Below are 15,503 nucleotides of genomic sequence, written 5' to 3'. Positions count from 1 at the left end.
GAAAATCGGCCGTGCACGGGGGGCCCGACACTCAGCGACCGTCAGGTGTCGGGCCGCCTCCTCACACTCGATCCGCACCTGGTCACGGACCGCTCGGGGACACGCTGATCCCACCACCGGCGCACCGGGCTATGTCCGCTGCCGGTAACTCTTGAGGTGCCGCCGCTTTGGCCTCCCGCCAATCCGGTCGACCACGGCAACCGGTCAGGAGGCTGCCACTGTGCTGCGGTGGGCGTTGACGACCCAGGCGTCCGGTAGGGCGATCCACTCGTTGTCGCCCACCCGCACCACCGCACCGTCCAGCTTTGGCAACAGCGCCGGATCCTCCATCGGGCAGAGCAGCCAGACGTCCCCCGCCCCACCGCGCGCCGCATCAGCCAGCTCGTGCAGCCGCTCCATCGCCCGGTACCGCGCCAGCACCGCCGCGTCGTGCAGCAGCACCGGCCCATCCGCAGCCGACAGCGATTCGCGCAGCGACGGCACGGTCAGCTGCCACGCCTGCTCGACGTACTCCCCCAGCTTGATCGCCGGCCGCGACCCCTCCTTGGCGATGTCCGCGCTAAGCACCGTCTCCCAGGTCGGCTTCGGGCGGGCGTCGACCAGGGCGTGCAGGTGATCCAGGAAGTGCGCCGCCACGTTGACCGGTCGAGCGTCGAAGCGCCGCGCCAGCTCCTCGCGGGCCAGGTGATAGCGGCTGAGGCGTACCGTCAGCGCCCGGAACCCTCCCGCGGACCGCGCACCGGCAAGCCGCTCCTCGGCGCGCATCGCCGCCGCCAACTCCGGCGACTCCGCCGCCCACCGGCTCGGCGCGGCCGTGGCCGACGGCCGCCGCTGGACGATCGACACCGACGACGAGGCCGCACGCGGCGGCGGCGAGACGTACCGGTCCCGCTCCCAGCGCAGCTCGAAGCCCGCCTCGGCGAGCAGCCGGTCCAGTTTGGGGTGACCCGGCAGCGGGTCTAGCTCCGGGAAGCGCGCGGCGACCCGGTCGGCGACGTGCGTCGGAGTCAGCCCACGCCGACCGTCGGAAGCGACGGTGGGCGGCACCACGCCCGCCTGGGCCAGCCGCAGCGCCCGCACCGGGTCAAGGTCACGCGGGTAGAGCTCCAGCCGCGCGGTGGCGGCGGCCCGCTCCGAGGCCACCGCGGCGAGCAACACACGGCGTCGCTCGTCGAAGGCGTCGGCGGCTCCGCCGGGCGCGCTCACTGCCGCGAGGGTACGCAGCACAGTCGCGGGGCTGGGCAGCACCTCACTGGCGGCGAGCTTGTCGGCGGCCTTGCCGAGCGCGTCGGCGTAATCGAGCAGCGCCGGCGCGGCCGGGGTGTCCGGTGCGTCGTCGTCGCTGACCTCCAGCGCCACCAGCAGCCGGTCGCCGCGCGGGTGCGGCTTGCCGTTGATGTCGGCGCGGGTGTGCCGGCGCAGCAGCAGGCGCGGCTCGTCGGCGAGCGCGTCGACCTCCACGGCGGCGCGTACCGCCGCGACGGCCACCGCGAGACGCAGGCCATCCCCGGTGCGCACCGAGCCGCGGCTGCTCAACAGCGCCGCAGCCAACTCGGCGACACCCATCACCCGGCCACCGTCGTGCAAAAGCTCGATGATCTGGGTACGCACGCTGCCGACCACCGGAAGGTCGTGCCAGCGTTTGCGCTGCTTGCCGAGGATCTGCGCGACCCGACCGGCGGTGACACCCAGCGCGTTCGCCACCTGCGGCTGCTGAGGCCAGAGCGGCAGCGCCGGCAGCGCCCCCGACTCGTCGGGCAGGTGCAGCAGCAGCCGGATGCCCTCGATCTCGGTGGCGTTGCGGCCGTTTTTCGCCGGGACGAGCAGGGTGGCGATCGCGTCCAGGCCGACGCGTACCAGATCGGTGTCGCCGTGGCCGGCGGTGGTTTCGGTGGCCGCCTCTTGGCTGGCAGCCTTGCGGGCGGCAGGCGTGGTGGGCAGCGTCTCCCGCTCCCCCAGCCGTTGGCGCCACTCCTTGACCCGGCGTTGCAGCTCCTGGCGGGTCTTCGCGCCCAGGCCCGGCAGGTGCGCGAGCTTGTTCGCGACCACGAGCAGCTCACCGACGGTCGTGGCATCCAAGCGGTGCGCGGCCGAGACCGCGCGTGGGGTGAGACCGGCGGCCTCCAGCGCGGTGGCCCGGGTGGACTTGCCGGCGGCCTCGTCGCGTGCCGCCGCGGCTGCCTGCTCGTCCAGCTCGTCGACATCGACGTCCGGATGCTCGGTGCCGACCGGAGTGCTCGCATCGGAGCGGCGGAAGACCTGCTGCCAGTCGTCGCGCAGGTCCTTCAGCGAGGCTGGGCGCTGGCGGTGGTCGCGGTGTAGGGCTCGCTGGAAGAACTCGGCCAGTCCGTCGCGGATCGCCGGGTCGAACGCCTCGGCGGCCAGCGCCGGAGGACCTTCGGTGAGCTGCGGTTCGGTGCCGCCGTCGCCCCAGACCGGCAGCTCCCCCGATGCCATCTCGTGCAGGGTGACCGCAAGGGCGTACCACTCGGCGTGCTTGTCGTAGACGGGGCGATTGGCAGTGCCGAGGAACGGGTCCAGGTAGCGAGGCGTGCCGGCGCTGATCTCCTTGACCGAGACGCCGGCCAGGGAAAAGTCGAAGAGCACCAGTTGTCGGGTGCGGTTGGGCCGGATCCGGATTGCGATGTTGTCCGGCTTGATGTCGCGGTGGTAGACCCCCTCGCCCTCCAGGTAGTCGAGGGCACCAAAGAGGTAGTCGCTGTAGGTCTCCAGCTCGTCGACGGTGAGCCGGCCGTCGTCGCGCAGCTTGCGCGCCAGAGTGTGGTCCCCGGCGTGCTCCAGCACCACGACCGTGCGGTTGCCCAGCTGCAACGGCTCGGGCCGGGCCAGCCGGATCACCCGGGAGTCGGTGAGCGGGCCCAGCACCCGGGCCTCGTGAGCCAGTCGGGCACCCTTCTCGTCGGAGAGCCCGACCTTCAAAACCTCTTCCCGGCGGGTGCGCTCGTTGAAACCGAGGAACGCCCGGCAGGTCGAGCCGGTGCCGAGGCGCCGAACGATCTTCCACTCGCCGATCCGGTCGCCGCCTCGCGCCTCCAGCGGGTCAGGCTGCTCGGGCTCCGGGTCCTGCGGGTGCACCGAACCGGGGGGTGGAGTGGTCAGCTCGTCCTCGACGAGTTGGAGCATCTCGACGAAGTCGGCGACCGTGGTCAGCCGCTGCGCCGGAACCGGCGCGGTGGCAGCCTGGATCAGCTCGTCGGCGAACTCACTGATGCCGTCAGCGACAGCGCCGGCCCGCAGGCCGTTGTCCCGGGCCAGCCGGGCGAGCAACTCCGGGCGCTTCGCGGCCGGCGGTTGGCCGGTCAGGATCAGGTACGCCAGGGCGCCGAGGCCGAAGACATCCATCGCCACCGCGTCAGGCGTCGGCGCGGTCAACTCCGGTGCGAGGTACGCCTCAGCCGAGCGTTCGATGTGCGCGGTCGCGTGCGAGGACAGCGCAACCGGCTCACCGCTGCTGCCGCCGGCGCTGTCCGCGCCTCGCGTCGCCGCCTGCCAGTCGCTGATCTGCAGTTGAGGTGTCAGCCACGCTTCGTCGTCGCTGCCACCGCGCCGCGTCCGGCCAGGGTTGACCAGCACGCTGCGCGCAGAGAGCGCACGGTGGTGAAGCCGCCGACCGTGGGCGTACGCCACTGTCTCGGCGAGTTGTCGGATCATCGCGAGTCGGCTCAGCCCGTCGAGGCGGTCGCCATACTGCGCCATGTAGTGGTCCAGTCGCACCGAGCGACGATCGTACCGGAAGATGAGTGCGGGGCCGGCCTCGTGCGACTCCATCGAGTCGACCTGCACAATGCCCGGGTGGTTGATGCCGTGCAGTGCCAGCATCTCCCGCCTGGCGGCGCGTTCGATGCTGGCCCGTTCGGTCTGCACGGCGTTGCGCTCGACCAGATAGATCCGCACCCGGCGGCGTTCGCGCTCCAGGTCACGGTGCCGCGCCTCGTGGTCCTGCCAGGTGGGGCCGACGTCGAACGGGCGGGGCTCCAACTCCCAGGCGCCGACCTGGTAGTGCCGGCGGCTACGGGCGATGCCGACAGCCTCGAGGAGGTCGGGCAGGGCCGCGGACATCTCCTTGGTGACCCGCTGGCGTTCGTCCTGCGGCGGGCGCTCCAGCAGCGAAGTGATCGTCGGCAACGGCCCAGGCTCGTGACCCTGAGCGGGCTCCGGACCGAAGATGCCATGCAGGTGATGCTCCGACAGCTCCACCCGCAGGCCGGGCTTGGAGAGGAACACCGCCGCCTGCACGAAGGGGATCTTGACCGGCTGGCCCTTGCGTCGCGTCGCGGCCACCTGGAGCAGGGACTTGAGCTTCTTCGCCTTGCCGTCCGCGAGGTGCAGGGGGTTGTCGAAGGTACGGGTGCTGTTCGGCCCTTGGAGGATCCAGTTGGAGCCGCTGGAACGCAGCCTGCCGGTCAGGCTCTTGATCTCGATGAGGTAGAGCCCGCCCGGCGCGGCGACCAGGAGGTCGACCTCGTAGGGGTGCCCGGTCTGGGCGGTGAACGTGAAGTTCGACCAGGCACGGTAGGGCTCGCTGTCCGGCAACAACGCCTGGACGTGCGCCAACGCCTCCCGCTCGTGCGCGAACTGCGACGGCGTGATCGTCGTCCACCGACCCTCCTGCATGTCAGAGATCCTAGGGCCCGTCAGCAGGCGGCGAGGATCGCCACCACGCCAGCGCTTGCGCGTATCGCCCAAGCAGCCACCACCGGCACCAGATCAAGCGGCCGACGGCGAACCGCGGCGGCCAACCGCTTCACCCGTCATCTGAGCACAGACAAGGGTGACCGCACCCCGATCCCCCTGCGATCGTCGATGAGCACGCCCGGCCAAGCCCGTCAGCCGTGCAGTTGGAGGGATCGATGGAGCACCCGCGCTGTCTGCTCGATGCCGCTGAGAAGTTCCGAACCGAGATGGTCGACCGACTGGGCGCGCTCGTCGCCTGCGAGTCGGCGCCGGGCTCGCTGCCCCACCTCGGGTCCTGTGCCGACCTGCTCGCCCGCTGGGGGGAGGAGGCGCTCGGTCGGCCCGTCCATCGGGTCGTGGTCGACGGCCTGCCGCACCTGCTGTGGCCGGCCGCTGACCAGCGTGTGCTGCTGCTGGGCCATTTCGACACGGTCTTCCCGGTCGGCACGACCCGATCCAGGCCCTTCACCGTACGCGGGGACGTGGCGACGGGGCCTGGCGTGTGTGACATGAAGGCCGGGATCGTGCAGATGTTCACGGCACTGCGCCTGATCGAGGACACCTCGGCGGTCGGCGTGCTGCTCACCTGCGACGAGGAGAGTGGCTCCGTCACGTCACGGTCCCTGATCGAACGTGAGGCGCGGCGCTCGGGTGCGGTGCTCGTCTGCGAGGCGGCCACCCCGGACGGGCACGTGAAGGTGGCTCGCAAGGGCGGCTCGGTCTACCGGCTCACCGTCTCGGGTCGCGCCGCGCACGCCGGTGTCGAACCGCAGCGCGGGGTCAACGCCACGGTGGAGGTCGCCCACCAGGTTCTCACGTTGGGTGCGCTCGGCGCGGCGGACAGCGGCGGCACCTCTGTCACACCGACCCTGCTCTCCGCCGGCACCACGACGAACACGGTGCCGGAGCGCGCCAGCCTGGCCGTCGACGTCCGCGCCTGGACCAGGGACGAGCTGGAACGCGTCGATCACGCCATCCGCGGGCTGGTGCCGTTCCTGCCGGAGGCGACGCTGGCGGTGGAGGGCGGGATCAACCGCTACCCGATGTCCCCGGAGCTCGCGCGACCGCTTCTGGAGCTGGCTCAGTCGATCGCCTGCCAGCTGGGCATCCCGGGGCTCGTCGGCGCGTACGCCGCTGGCGCGTCCGACGGCAACTTCACCGCCGCGCTGGGTGTGCCGACCCTGGACGGCCTGGGCGCGGTGGGAGGCGGAGCGCACGCCGCCGACGAGTACGTCCGCCTCGACCGAATGCCCGAACGGACGGCACTCTTGGCCGGACTCGTCGACGCGTTGTCCACCATGGAGCGTTTCGAATCGCAACCCATCGACGAAATCCCGTAACGTGCTGACCGCCGGCGCACGACCGGCAGCGAGAGGTCGGCGTCGGCATGACTGTGGGACAGCGCTCGGGACCGCCCATTCCCCTGCTCGGTGTCGAGGAGGAGTTCCTCGTCGTCGACACCGATCGGGGTGAGGTCGTGCCGGAGGCGGCCACCGTCGTCGGCCGCGCGAGACCGGCCCTCGGCACCCGGGTGGGTGGTGAGATCACCAAGTTGCAGGTGGAGACCCGCACCGACCCGTGCCAACGCGTGGACGATCTCCACGGGCAGCTCGTCGAGGGCCGCGCCGCCGTCCAGGCCGCGGCGCTGTCGGCGGGTCTGCGGGTGATCGCCAGCGGCTCGCCGGTGCTGGGCCGTGCCGTGCCGCCGCCCATCACCGAGGGGCCTCGCCAGGACCGGGGCACCGCCACCTTTCGTGGGCTGCACGACGAGCTGGCGATCTGCGCCGTCCACGTCCACGTGGAGCAGCCCGACCGGGACCGCGCCGTGCTGATCGGCAACCATCTGCGCCAGCATTTGCCGGCGTTGCTCGCCCTCACGGCCAACTCGCCCTACTGGCCCGAGCGCGACACCGGGTACGCGAGTTGGCGCAGCGTCACGTGGGGGCGCTGGCCGGTTGCCGGCCCGCCGCCGTTCCTGACGTCCGCGCGGCAGTACGACGAGCACGTCGACATGCTGCTCGACGCGGGCGCGCTGGTCGACCAGGGCACGATCTTCTGGGATCTCCGCCTGTCGACGAACCATCCCACGCTCGAGGTGCGGGTGGCCGACGTACCCCTGACCGCCGCCGAGTCCGCGGCGCTCGCGGCCCTCGTGCGGGCTCTGGTGGTCGTGGCCGGGGATGCCGTCGACGGCGGCGACGAGGGCCCGGAGCTGGTCCCCGAGCTGCTGCGGCTCGCGTACTGGCGGGCAGCCCGCGACGGGATGGGCGGCCACGGCGTCGACGTCACCACGGGCCGACTGCTGCCCGCGGCGGCCCTCGCCGAGCGGCTGGTGGCGCTCGCCCGACCGGCACTGGACGAGGCGGGCGACGGCGAGCGGGTGGAGGCCTGGCTGGGGTGGCTCGCCGCGGACGGCGACGGGGCGACCCGCCAGCGGGCCGCCGCGGCGCTGCGCGGACGCCTGACCGACGTGGTCGACGAGATCGTGGCGCAGACCGCGCCCAACGTGCCCATGTCTGAAGAAAGCACACTTGCGTAACGACAAGCCGCCCCGCCTCCGAAATGCTGGAGGAACCGGATGTCGGCGGCAGGCAGGCCCTCCCGTGGAAACCGGCACCACCGGATCAGGGGAGGTCCCAGGTGAACGACGCAGACCTGCTGTCCAAGGTCCCCATCCAACACGACCGTAGACCCCCGGCGGAGATGGTGCGCGACGCGGAGGCGTTCGCCGACCGGATGGAGCGACGCCGTTCCGTGCGCGACTTCGCCAGCGACCCCGTGCCCGACGGGGTGATCGAGGCCGCGATCCGGGCCGCCTCGACCGCGCCCAGTGGTGCGAACGTGCAGCCGTGGCGGTTCGTGGTGCTGACCGACCCGGCCCGCAAACGCCGGCTACGCGAGGCGGCGGAGGCCGAGGAACGCGCGTTCTACGACCGCCGCGCCTCGGCGGAGTGGCTGGGTGCGATCGCCGGGCTCGGCACCGACTGGCGGAAGCCGTTCCTGGAGACCGCACCGGCCGTGATCGTCGTCTTCGAGGTGCACCAGGGGCCGCGCAGCCCGAAGCCGTACTACGTCAAGGAGTCCGTGGGCATCGCGGTCGGTCTGCTGATCACCGCGCTGCACCACGCCGGCCTGGTGACCCTGACCCACACGCCCAGCCCGATGCGGTTCCTCAACGAGGTGTGTGAACGGCCGCCGGAGGAGCGCCCGTACGTGGTGATGCCCGTCGGGTATCCCACGCCGGACGCCCACGTCCCCGACCTGACCCGCAAACCCCTCGACGAGGTCATGGTCCGCTGGTGAGGTCCTCGGTCAGGAACTCGACCAGCGGCTCGACGTGTCGGTCCGGGCGCCGCCACTCGGCCAGCAGATCCTCCAGCAGGTGCTGCTCGGCGAGCAGTTCCGTGCCCCGGTACCGACGGATGACCGGGTGGATGAAGGCGCTCTCCCGGGCCCGGTCGGGGGTCGGGTGCCGGTCGATGGCGAAGACGTCGCCGTAGTCGTCGCGGCCCCACCGCAGCGCGAGCGTGTACCACTGCGTGGCGTCCGCGAAGCGCTCCACGGCGTAGTCCTCCGGCAGGTCCTCGTAGTGGTGGAAGTCGCCGGTGGCGTCGTCGCGGACGAAGACGTCGCAGAGGTATTCGAACTGGGTCCACAGCGCCGAGGACCAGTTGACCCGGTCGAGCATCAGCTTGGTCAGTGACGCGGGGTCGGCCGGCGTCGTCGCGTATGACAGCGGCACGTCGTCGTAGCGCTCACGCAGGATCCGGGTGAACGTGCGCAGGTTGTACCGGAAGCCGTCGATGAAGGGCGACGACGCGTGCTTGACGTCCCGGGCCTGGGCGATGGTGCCGGCGAAGTACAGGTCGTCGACGTTGCTGGACTGCCAGTCGGGGCGTAGCCCGGGCATCCGGCCGTCCCGCACCATGTCGGGCCGGGCCGTCTCGTCGAACAGCGCCGTGTTCATCCGGAAGCCGGTGCACCTCAACACCGTGTGGTAGTCGAGAACGGCGGTCTCCCCCTGCGCGTGGGTGTAGGTGATCGACACCTGGAACCGCCCGTCGACGGGCCGGATCTCGTCGATCGTGCAGTCGAGCACCGAGTGCAGCGTCTTGAACTGGTAGCTGTCGAGGATCGCGCCGTACTGACCACGGACGTCGCCGGGGTGTTTGGTGTTCCAGGCCAGTCGCAGGGGTTGCCGGCTGGCCAGGTGCACCATCGACGCCCGGCCGAGGATGGACGACGCGGTCTCGAACGCGGAGTTGCCCTTACCGATGATCAGGACCCGTTGACCGTCGTACGCGGTGGGGTCGACGGTCATGTCCTCGTACCCGATGGCGTGTTCGATGCCCTTGATGGCGGGCACGAACGGCTTGCCCCAGCCGGTCGCGACGACCAGGCAGCGCGCACGCACGTCACCCTGGTCGGTGTTCACCGTGAAGCCGTCGTCGGTTCGGGTGATCCGCTCGACGGTCGTGCCGTAGCGGACGTTGAGCTGGTGGACCCGTTGGAACTCGGCGAGGTAGCGCACCAGGTCGTCGGCCGCCGGCAGGTACTCCTCGCTGAATCGCGGGAACAGCAGATCCGGGTGGTCGTTGAGCAGCGAGTTCCAGTCCCAGCGAAGGCGAATCTCAGGATCGGGGCTGTCGGTGTGCACCTTGTTCAGCGAGATGAGCCGGCGGTGGCGCGGAAACCGCCGGAAGAACCCGCCCGGCCCGTCGCCACTTTCGACCGTCAGGTAGTCGGCACCCTGCTGCTGGAGGTAGTAGCTCAGTTGGAGGCCGGCGGGTCCGGCCCCGACGATGACGTACCTGTGCTCGCTGCTGACCATCCTGCGGCCCTTCGACGGAGAAATGATCCATCGACGATGGGTTGGATTGTGGCGGGTGTCAATGCCGCAGGGTGGTCAACGGGTCACCGGACAGTCAGCTCGGGACGTCGCGTCGGCCGAACGCGACCACACCGGTCGCGACGAGCAGCGCGGCCACCGTGGTCAGCACCACCAGGGGTAGCGCCGCCGGGTCGGCGGCGGGCACGGACGGCACATGGGTGTACGGCGACAGGTCGAGCGCGGCCTGCGGCACCTTCAGCACCGCCCCGAGCTGCCCGAGGAGCAGGAAGACCAGCAGCACCACCCAGGACAGCACGACCGACCAGCGGGGCAGCAGACCGAACAGTGCCGTCACCACCCCGGCGACCACGAGCAGGGCCGGCAGTCGCAGCAGCGCCGCGCCACCGAGGTCGCCGGCCTCGCCGAGGGGGTCGCCGGTGACCAGACCGTAGCCGAGGCCGGTGGTCAGGCCGGCGAGCAGGAGCAGGGCGGCAGCGCCGAGGGTGGCGGCGAGCACCTGGGTGCCGAGCCAGCGGGTGCGGCTGACCGCCGTGGCCAGCGCCGCCTCCAGCGTCCCGTCGGATTCTTCGCCGCGTACCCGGAGCAGGGCCTGCACGACGTACGCGCCGAGGGTCAGGGCGAAGAGGCCGAGCATCGCGGCCAGGTACGCGTTGATCAGGTCGCCTCCGCCGCCCATCGCGTTGATCGCCTCGGCGGCGGCCGGGTTCTGGTCGAGCATGGCGTTGAACTCGTCGCCGGCGGCACCCATGGAGAGGCCGAGCACCGCCACCCCGACCGCCCAGCCGAGCAGCGTGCCGCGCTGCGTGCGCCAGGCCAACCCGGCGGGGCTGAGCAGCCAGGACGCCCCGGTCGCCGGTCCGCGTCGGGGGGCGATCAGCCCGGCGCCGAGGTCACGCCGCTCGGCGAGGGCGTACGCCACCGCCACCCCGGCGAGCAGCAGCGCGACGGGCAGGGCCAGCACCCACCAGCGGTCGCCGGCGAAGGCGCGGACCTGGTTGCCCCAGCCGAGCGGGGAGATCCATGACGGCCAGGCGCTGCGCACCTGGGTCCCGTCGGCACTCTGGTCGCCGAACATGTCGCCGACGGCCCGCAGCACAAAGGACAGCCCGACGGCGGTGGCGGCGAGCGCGTTGGCGCCGCGCGAGGTGACGGAGAGCTGGGCGGTGACCGCGGCGATCGCCGTGCAGGCGACCCCGACGCCACCGATCGCGGCTGCGGCGGCGACCGAGCCGGCGAGCGGCAGGCCGGCGCCGACCAGCGCGACGGCGAGCAGCGCCGCGGCCAGGGCGTTCGCCGCGACGACGACGAGGAGCGCGGCGGTGAGCGGCGCGTACCGGCCGACCACGGAGGACCCGAGCAGCTCGGCCCGACCGGTCTCCTCGTTCTGCCGGGTGTGCCGGGTCACCGCGAAGGTGCTCAGCAGCGCGGCGATCAGAGCCAACGTCACGTACGTCTCGGCGACCACCACGGCGCCCAGATCGGTGCCGGCGATGGGGCCGTTGAAGGCGCGGGCGACCAGACTGGACGCCGAGGTGGTGGCGTAGCCCAGGCGGGCGGCCTGGTCCGGGTAGATGTCGGCGACGCTGGCGGCGAGGGCGTAGCCGAGCAGCGGCGTGCCGAGGACCCAGATCGCGAGCCGGATCCGGTCGCGGCGCAGCACGAGCCGGGCCAGCCGGGGCGTGCCGGTGAGGCCGCTCATCGGGCGCCGACCTGCCGGGCGGCGGCGGCCGGGGCGGCGGCCGGACCGTTGGCGGCGGGGTCGTCGCCGTAGTGGCGCAGGAAGAGCTGTTCCAGGGTGGGTGGGGTGCTGGTCAGCGCGCGGACGCCGAAGCGGATGAGCTGACCGAGCAGCTCGTCGAGGTGGGCCGGTTCGACCTCCAGGTGGGTGCGCCCGTCGACCTCGTGCACGTCGTGCACACCCGGCAGCGCCGCCAGGCCGGTGATGGGCCGGGCGGTCTCGACGGTCACCGCCGTGCGGGTGAGGTGGCGCAGCTCGGTGAGGGTGCCGGACTCGACGGTACGACCCTCGCGGATGATGCTGACCCGGTCGCAGAGCGCCTCGACCTCGGCGAGGACGTGGCTGGAGAGCAGCACGGTGGCCCCGGCCTGCTTGATCCGTCGGACCTCGTCCTGGAACACCGCCTCCATCAGCGGGTCGAGGCCGGAGGTCGGCTCGTCGAGCACGTACAGCTCGACCGGGGAGGAGAAGGCGGCGACGATGGCGACCTTCTGCCGGTTGCCCTTGGAGTACGTGCGGCAGCGGCGGGTGGGGTCGAGGTCGAAGCGGTGCAGCAGCTCGTCGCGGCGACGCCGGTCGAGGCCGCCCCTCAGCTGGCCCAGCAGGTCGATGGCCTCCCCGCCGGTGAGGTTGGGCCAGAGGCTGACGTCGCCCGGCACGTACGTCAGCCGGCGGTGCAGGCGGACCGCGTCGCGCCACGGGTCCGCGCCGAGCACCTGGGCCTCGCCGGAGTCGCGGCGGAGCAACCCGAGCAGGACCCGGATGGTGGTGGACTTTCCGGAGCCGTTCGGCCCGAGGAAGCCGTGCACCTCCCCCTGCTCGACGCGCAGATCCAGCCCGTCGAGAGCCCGGATGGCGCCGAACGTCTTGACCAGGTTACCGATCGAGATGACGGGCATCGCCCCTCCTGCCGTTGGCTGCGTCGACCGTCCCCACTGTACTGACCGACGGTCAGTAACTTCAACGGCAATGTCGCCCACCGGTCAGGGCGTCGCTAGGCTGGCCGGCATGACCGCCGATCCCGCGGACGACACCCGCACCCGGATCCTGCGCGCCGCGCTCGACCTCTTCGCCGAACACGGCTACCAGCGCACCTCGCTGCGCCAGATCGCCGAGCGGCTGCGGCTGACCAAGGCCGCGATCCTGTACCACTTCCCGGCCAAGGAGCATCTGCTCGCCGCCCTGGTCGAGCCGTTGGTGGCGGACCTGGAGGCGCTGCTGGACTCGGCCCGGACGCAGCCCGCGGAGTCGGCCCGGTGGACGGTGGTGGAGGGCTGGGTGGACATCATGCTCGCCCATCGCCGGCCGCTCGGCATGCTCTTTCACGACATCGCGCTGGTCGGTCGGGGCGACACGTACCACCGCCTCATGGAGATCGCCATGCGGGCCAACGACCTCATCGCCGGACCGGGCGCGGGACGCCGCGAGCGGGTGCGGGCGGTGCAGGCGGTGGCCACGTGCAGCGACCCGGTCGTCTTCTTCACCGACGTGTCCGACGAGGTGCTGCGCGCCGACATGCTCGACGGCGTACGCCGGCTGCTGGCCCCGTCGCCGCCCGGCACCCCGACCGAAGGAGCCCTGACCGACGCGGCCCCGGCCGACGGGGCGCCACCAGCGACGACGTCGCGGGGCGCGGCCACCCGCGGCGCTACGGTCGACCGGCGTCGACAGCCGGGGCGGCCCCGGGCGCTGGGCCGGGAGCAGGTGGAGGCTGCCCGGCGGATGCACGCGGCGGGCACCCATTCGGTGGATGCCATCGCCGCCGCGCTGGGTGTCTCACGGGCCACCGTCTACCGGCACCTGACCGCATAATAACGAGACGATTCTACGACAGTTTTGAGATAGTTCTGAGCCAGGCTCAGGCGGCCAGGGTGGCGTACCGGCCGTTGCGGTGCAGCAGGCTGTCGTGGTCGCCGGCCTCGACGATCCGACCGTGGTCGAGGACCGCGATCTGGTCGGCGTCGCGGACCGTGGAGAGCCGGTGCGCGATCGTGATCGTGGTACGGCCTTCGGCGAGCACGTCGAAGGCCCGCTGCACGGCCCGCTCGGTCTCGGTGTCCAGCGCGCTGGTGGCCTCGTCGAGGACCAGGATGCGCGGGTCGCGCAGCAGCGTACGGGCGATGGCCAGCCGCTGCTTCTCGCCGCCGGAGAACCGGTGCCCCCGCGAGCCGACCATGGTGTCGTACCCGTCGGGGAGGTCGGCGATCAGGTCGTGGATCTGGGCGGCGCGGGCCGCGTCCTCGATCTCGGCGTCGGTCGCGTCGGGGCGGGCGTAGCGCAGGTTCTCCCGCACGGTGGTGTGCAGCAGGTACGTCTCCTGACTGACCACGCCGACGATCGAGGCCAGGTCGGCCAGGCGCAGGTCGCGCAGGTCGACGCCGTCGATGGTGATCCGGCCGGCGGTGGGGTCGTGCAGGCGGCTGATCAGCCCGGCGAGGGTGCTCTTGCCGGAGCCGGTCTCGCCGACCAGGGCGAGGCTGGTGCCGGCGGGCACGTCGAGGGTGATTCCGGCGAGGGCGGCGGTGTCGCTGCCGGGGTAGCCGAAGGTGACGTCGTCCAGGCGCAGGTGGCCGCGTACCCGGGCGGGGTCGACCGCGACCGGTTCGGTGGGGTCGGCCACGTCGATCGGCAGGTCGAGGTATTCGAAGATGCGGGCGAACAGGGCCAGCGAGGCGGTCAGCGACACGCCCACGTTGAGCAGCCCCATCAGTGGCCGGAACAGGCCGCCCTGCAGGGCGGTGAAGGCGACCAGGGTGCCGATGCTCAGCGTGCCGGCGGTGCCGGGCAGGCCGGCGGCGAGGTAGATGACGGCCGGTACGGCGGCGAAGATGATGCTCATCGAGGCCATCCGCCAGCGGCCGGCGAGCTCGCTGCGCAGCTCCAGGTCGACCAGGCGGGCCGAGGAGGCGGTGAACCGGTCGATGAGCGCCGGGCCGGTGCCGAGGGTCTTGGCGAGCTGCACGCCGCTGATCGAGAGCCCCTCCTCCACTGTGACGTTGAGGTCGGCGAGTTCACGCTGTCGCTGGGCGGTGATCTCGCGGCGCATCCGGGCGACCCGGCGGGTCAGCCAGATGGCCGGCGGCAACACGACGAGGGAGACCAGGGAGAGCTGCCAGGAGAGCGCGATCATGGCGACCGCGGTGGCGACCACGGTGGTGAGGTTGGCGGCGACGGCGGTCGCGGTGGAGGTGACCACCGACTGCATGCCGCCGATGTCGTTGGTGATGCGGGACTGCACCTCGCCGGTGCGGGTGCGGGTGAAGAAGCCCAGCGACTGGCGCTGGAGGTGGCTGAAGACGTCGGTGCGCAGCCGGTGCATGACCCGCTGGCCGACCTGGGTGGAGATCCAGGTCTGCACGACGCCGAGGGCGGCGGTCACCGCGGCGACGGCGACCATGCCGAGGACCAGCCACACCAGCAGGGTCACGTCACCCTGCGGGAGGGCGCGGTCGATCACGGCGCGCAGGAGGAACGGGGTGGCCATCGCGATGATCGAGGAGAGCACGATGATCGCGGTGACGGCGGCCAGCGCGGGCCGGTGGGGGGTGAACAGGCGGCCGATGCGGCGCAGGGACACCTGGCGGGCCTGCGACTTCTCCTCGGCGCTGACGGTGTGGTGGCCACGGTCGCGGCCCATGGGGGTGGGTTCCAAGGGGGTACCACCTCTCGGTCGGGGATATGCTGAGGTTACCTCAACATGAGGGAACAACAGCATTGGCTGCTACGGTATTCCGGTGACCGCGGACACCACCGACAGCGGCGAGGACGAGAGCCTCGCGGAGGCGTTCTGGGGTGTCGCGTCCCATTTACGCCGGCAGACCCGCGAGGCGCTGGCGCCGTGGGACATCACCCCCAGCCAGTCCCGGGCCCTGGGTGTGCTGGCCCGGCACGGCGAGGTCCGTCCCGGCACCCTCGCCGAGCACCTGCGCATCGCCCCCCGCTCGGCCACCGAGGTCATCGACGACCTCCAGGCGCGCGGGCTCGTCGAACGCCGACGCGACCCGGCTGACCGGAGAGCGACCCTCGTCGCCCTCACCGACGAGGGCAACCGGGTCAGCACCGCCATCCGGGCCGCCCGCCGCGCCGAGGCGGACCGCTTCTTCGGCCACCTGGACGACACCGACCGCGCCGAACTCACCCGCATCCTGCGCACCCTGCGCGGCTGAGGCGCAGCACCGGCCTGGCGTCAAGAACCAGCGGGTTTGCCCACCCCGCGCC

10 protein-coding genes are annotated in these 15,503 nt (G+C 72.1%); 5 read left to right on the top strand and 5 right to left on the bottom strand.

Annotation, left to right across the window (positions count from 1 at the left end; all coding sequences use genetic code 11):
- Positions 1–204 precede the first annotated feature (204 nt).
- The gene (gene pglW / locus ABZ808_RS03650; RefSeq protein WP_357000401.1) at positions 205–4,635 is read right to left on the bottom strand and encodes a BREX system serine/threonine kinase PglW; all 4,431 of its coding nucleotides are present in this window, start codon (positions 4,633–4,635) and stop codon (positions 205–207) included.
- Between the two features lie 236 nt (positions 4,636–4,871).
- Here pglW and ABZ808_RS03645 point away from each other — a divergent pair, with 236 nt between their 5' ends.
- From ABZ808_RS03645 to ABZ808_RS03635, 3 genes are all read left to right on the top strand, one after another.
- A complete protein-coding gene (locus tag ABZ808_RS03645; RefSeq protein WP_357000399.1) occupies positions 4,872–6,035 on the top strand; it encodes a M20/M25/M40 family metallo-hydrolase in 1,164 nt (387 codons plus the stop codon).
- Positions 6,036–6,082: 47 nt separating this feature from the next.
- Positions 6,083–7,234 (top strand): glutamate--cysteine ligase, encoded by a 1,152-nt coding sequence (locus ABZ808_RS03640; RefSeq protein ID WP_357000397.1) that lies wholly within the window; start codon positions 6,083–6,085, stop codon positions 7,232–7,234.
- Between the two features lie 164 nt (positions 7,235–7,398).
- Positions 7,399–7,998: a nitroreductase family protein gene (locus ABZ808_RS03635; RefSeq protein WP_357002730.1), complete on the top strand. Its 600-nt coding sequence runs from the start codon at positions 7,399–7,401 to the stop codon at positions 7,996–7,998.
- On the opposite strand, the gene ABZ808_RS03630 is transcribed toward ABZ808_RS03635, so the two are convergent.
- From ABZ808_RS03630 to ABZ808_RS03620, 3 genes are all read right to left on the bottom strand, one after another.
- Positions 7,982–9,526, bottom strand: coding sequence for an NAD(P)-binding domain-containing protein (locus ABZ808_RS03630; RefSeq protein ID WP_357000395.1), 1,545 nt, complete (start codon positions 9,524–9,526; stop codon positions 7,982–7,984). The genes ABZ808_RS03635 and ABZ808_RS03630 overlap by 17 nt on opposite strands.
- A 94-nt stretch (positions 9,527–9,620) precedes the next feature.
- A complete protein-coding gene (locus ABZ808_RS03625) occupies positions 9,621–11,246 on the bottom strand; it encodes an anibiotic ABC transporter (RefSeq protein ID WP_357000393.1) in 1,626 nt (541 codons plus the stop codon).
- Positions 11,243–12,184 (bottom strand): ABC transporter ATP-binding protein, encoded by a 942-nt coding sequence (locus tag ABZ808_RS03620; protein WP_357000390.1) that lies wholly within the window; start codon positions 12,182–12,184, stop codon positions 11,243–11,245. The genes ABZ808_RS03625 and ABZ808_RS03620 overlap by 4 nt, the downstream gene beginning before the upstream one ends.
- Before the next feature lie 109 nt (positions 12,185–12,293).
- Here ABZ808_RS03620 and ABZ808_RS03615 point away from each other — a divergent pair, with 109 nt between their 5' ends.
- Positions 12,294–13,097, top strand: a complete 804-nt coding sequence (locus tag ABZ808_RS03615; protein WP_357000388.1) for a TetR family transcriptional regulator — start codon at positions 12,294–12,296, stop codon at positions 13,095–13,097.
- 46 nt (positions 13,098–13,143) lie between these two features.
- Here the strand turns inward: ABZ808_RS03615 and ABZ808_RS03610 are convergent, their stop codons facing one another.
- Positions 13,144–14,922, bottom strand: a complete 1,779-nt coding sequence (locus ABZ808_RS03610) for an ABC transporter ATP-binding protein (protein ID WP_357002728.1) — start codon at positions 14,920–14,922, stop codon at positions 13,144–13,146.
- Between the two features lie 97 nt (positions 14,923–15,019).
- On the opposite strand from ABZ808_RS03610, the gene ABZ808_RS03605 reads away from it, so the two are divergent.
- Positions 15,020–15,451 carry a MarR family winged helix-turn-helix transcriptional regulator gene (locus tag ABZ808_RS03605; protein WP_357000386.1) on the top strand — a complete coding sequence of 144 codons (432 nt, stop codon included), beginning with the start codon at positions 15,020–15,022 and terminating at the stop codon, positions 15,449–15,451.
- Positions 15,452–15,503 lie beyond the last annotated feature (52 nt).

Origin of the sequence: Micromonospora sp. NPDC047527 (assembly GCF_040643015.1) — a bacterium.
Classification (GTDB): Bacteria; Actinomycetota; Actinomycetes; order Mycobacteriales; family Micromonosporaceae; genus Micromonospora.
This window is presented reverse-complemented; position numbering and strand designations above follow the sequence as displayed.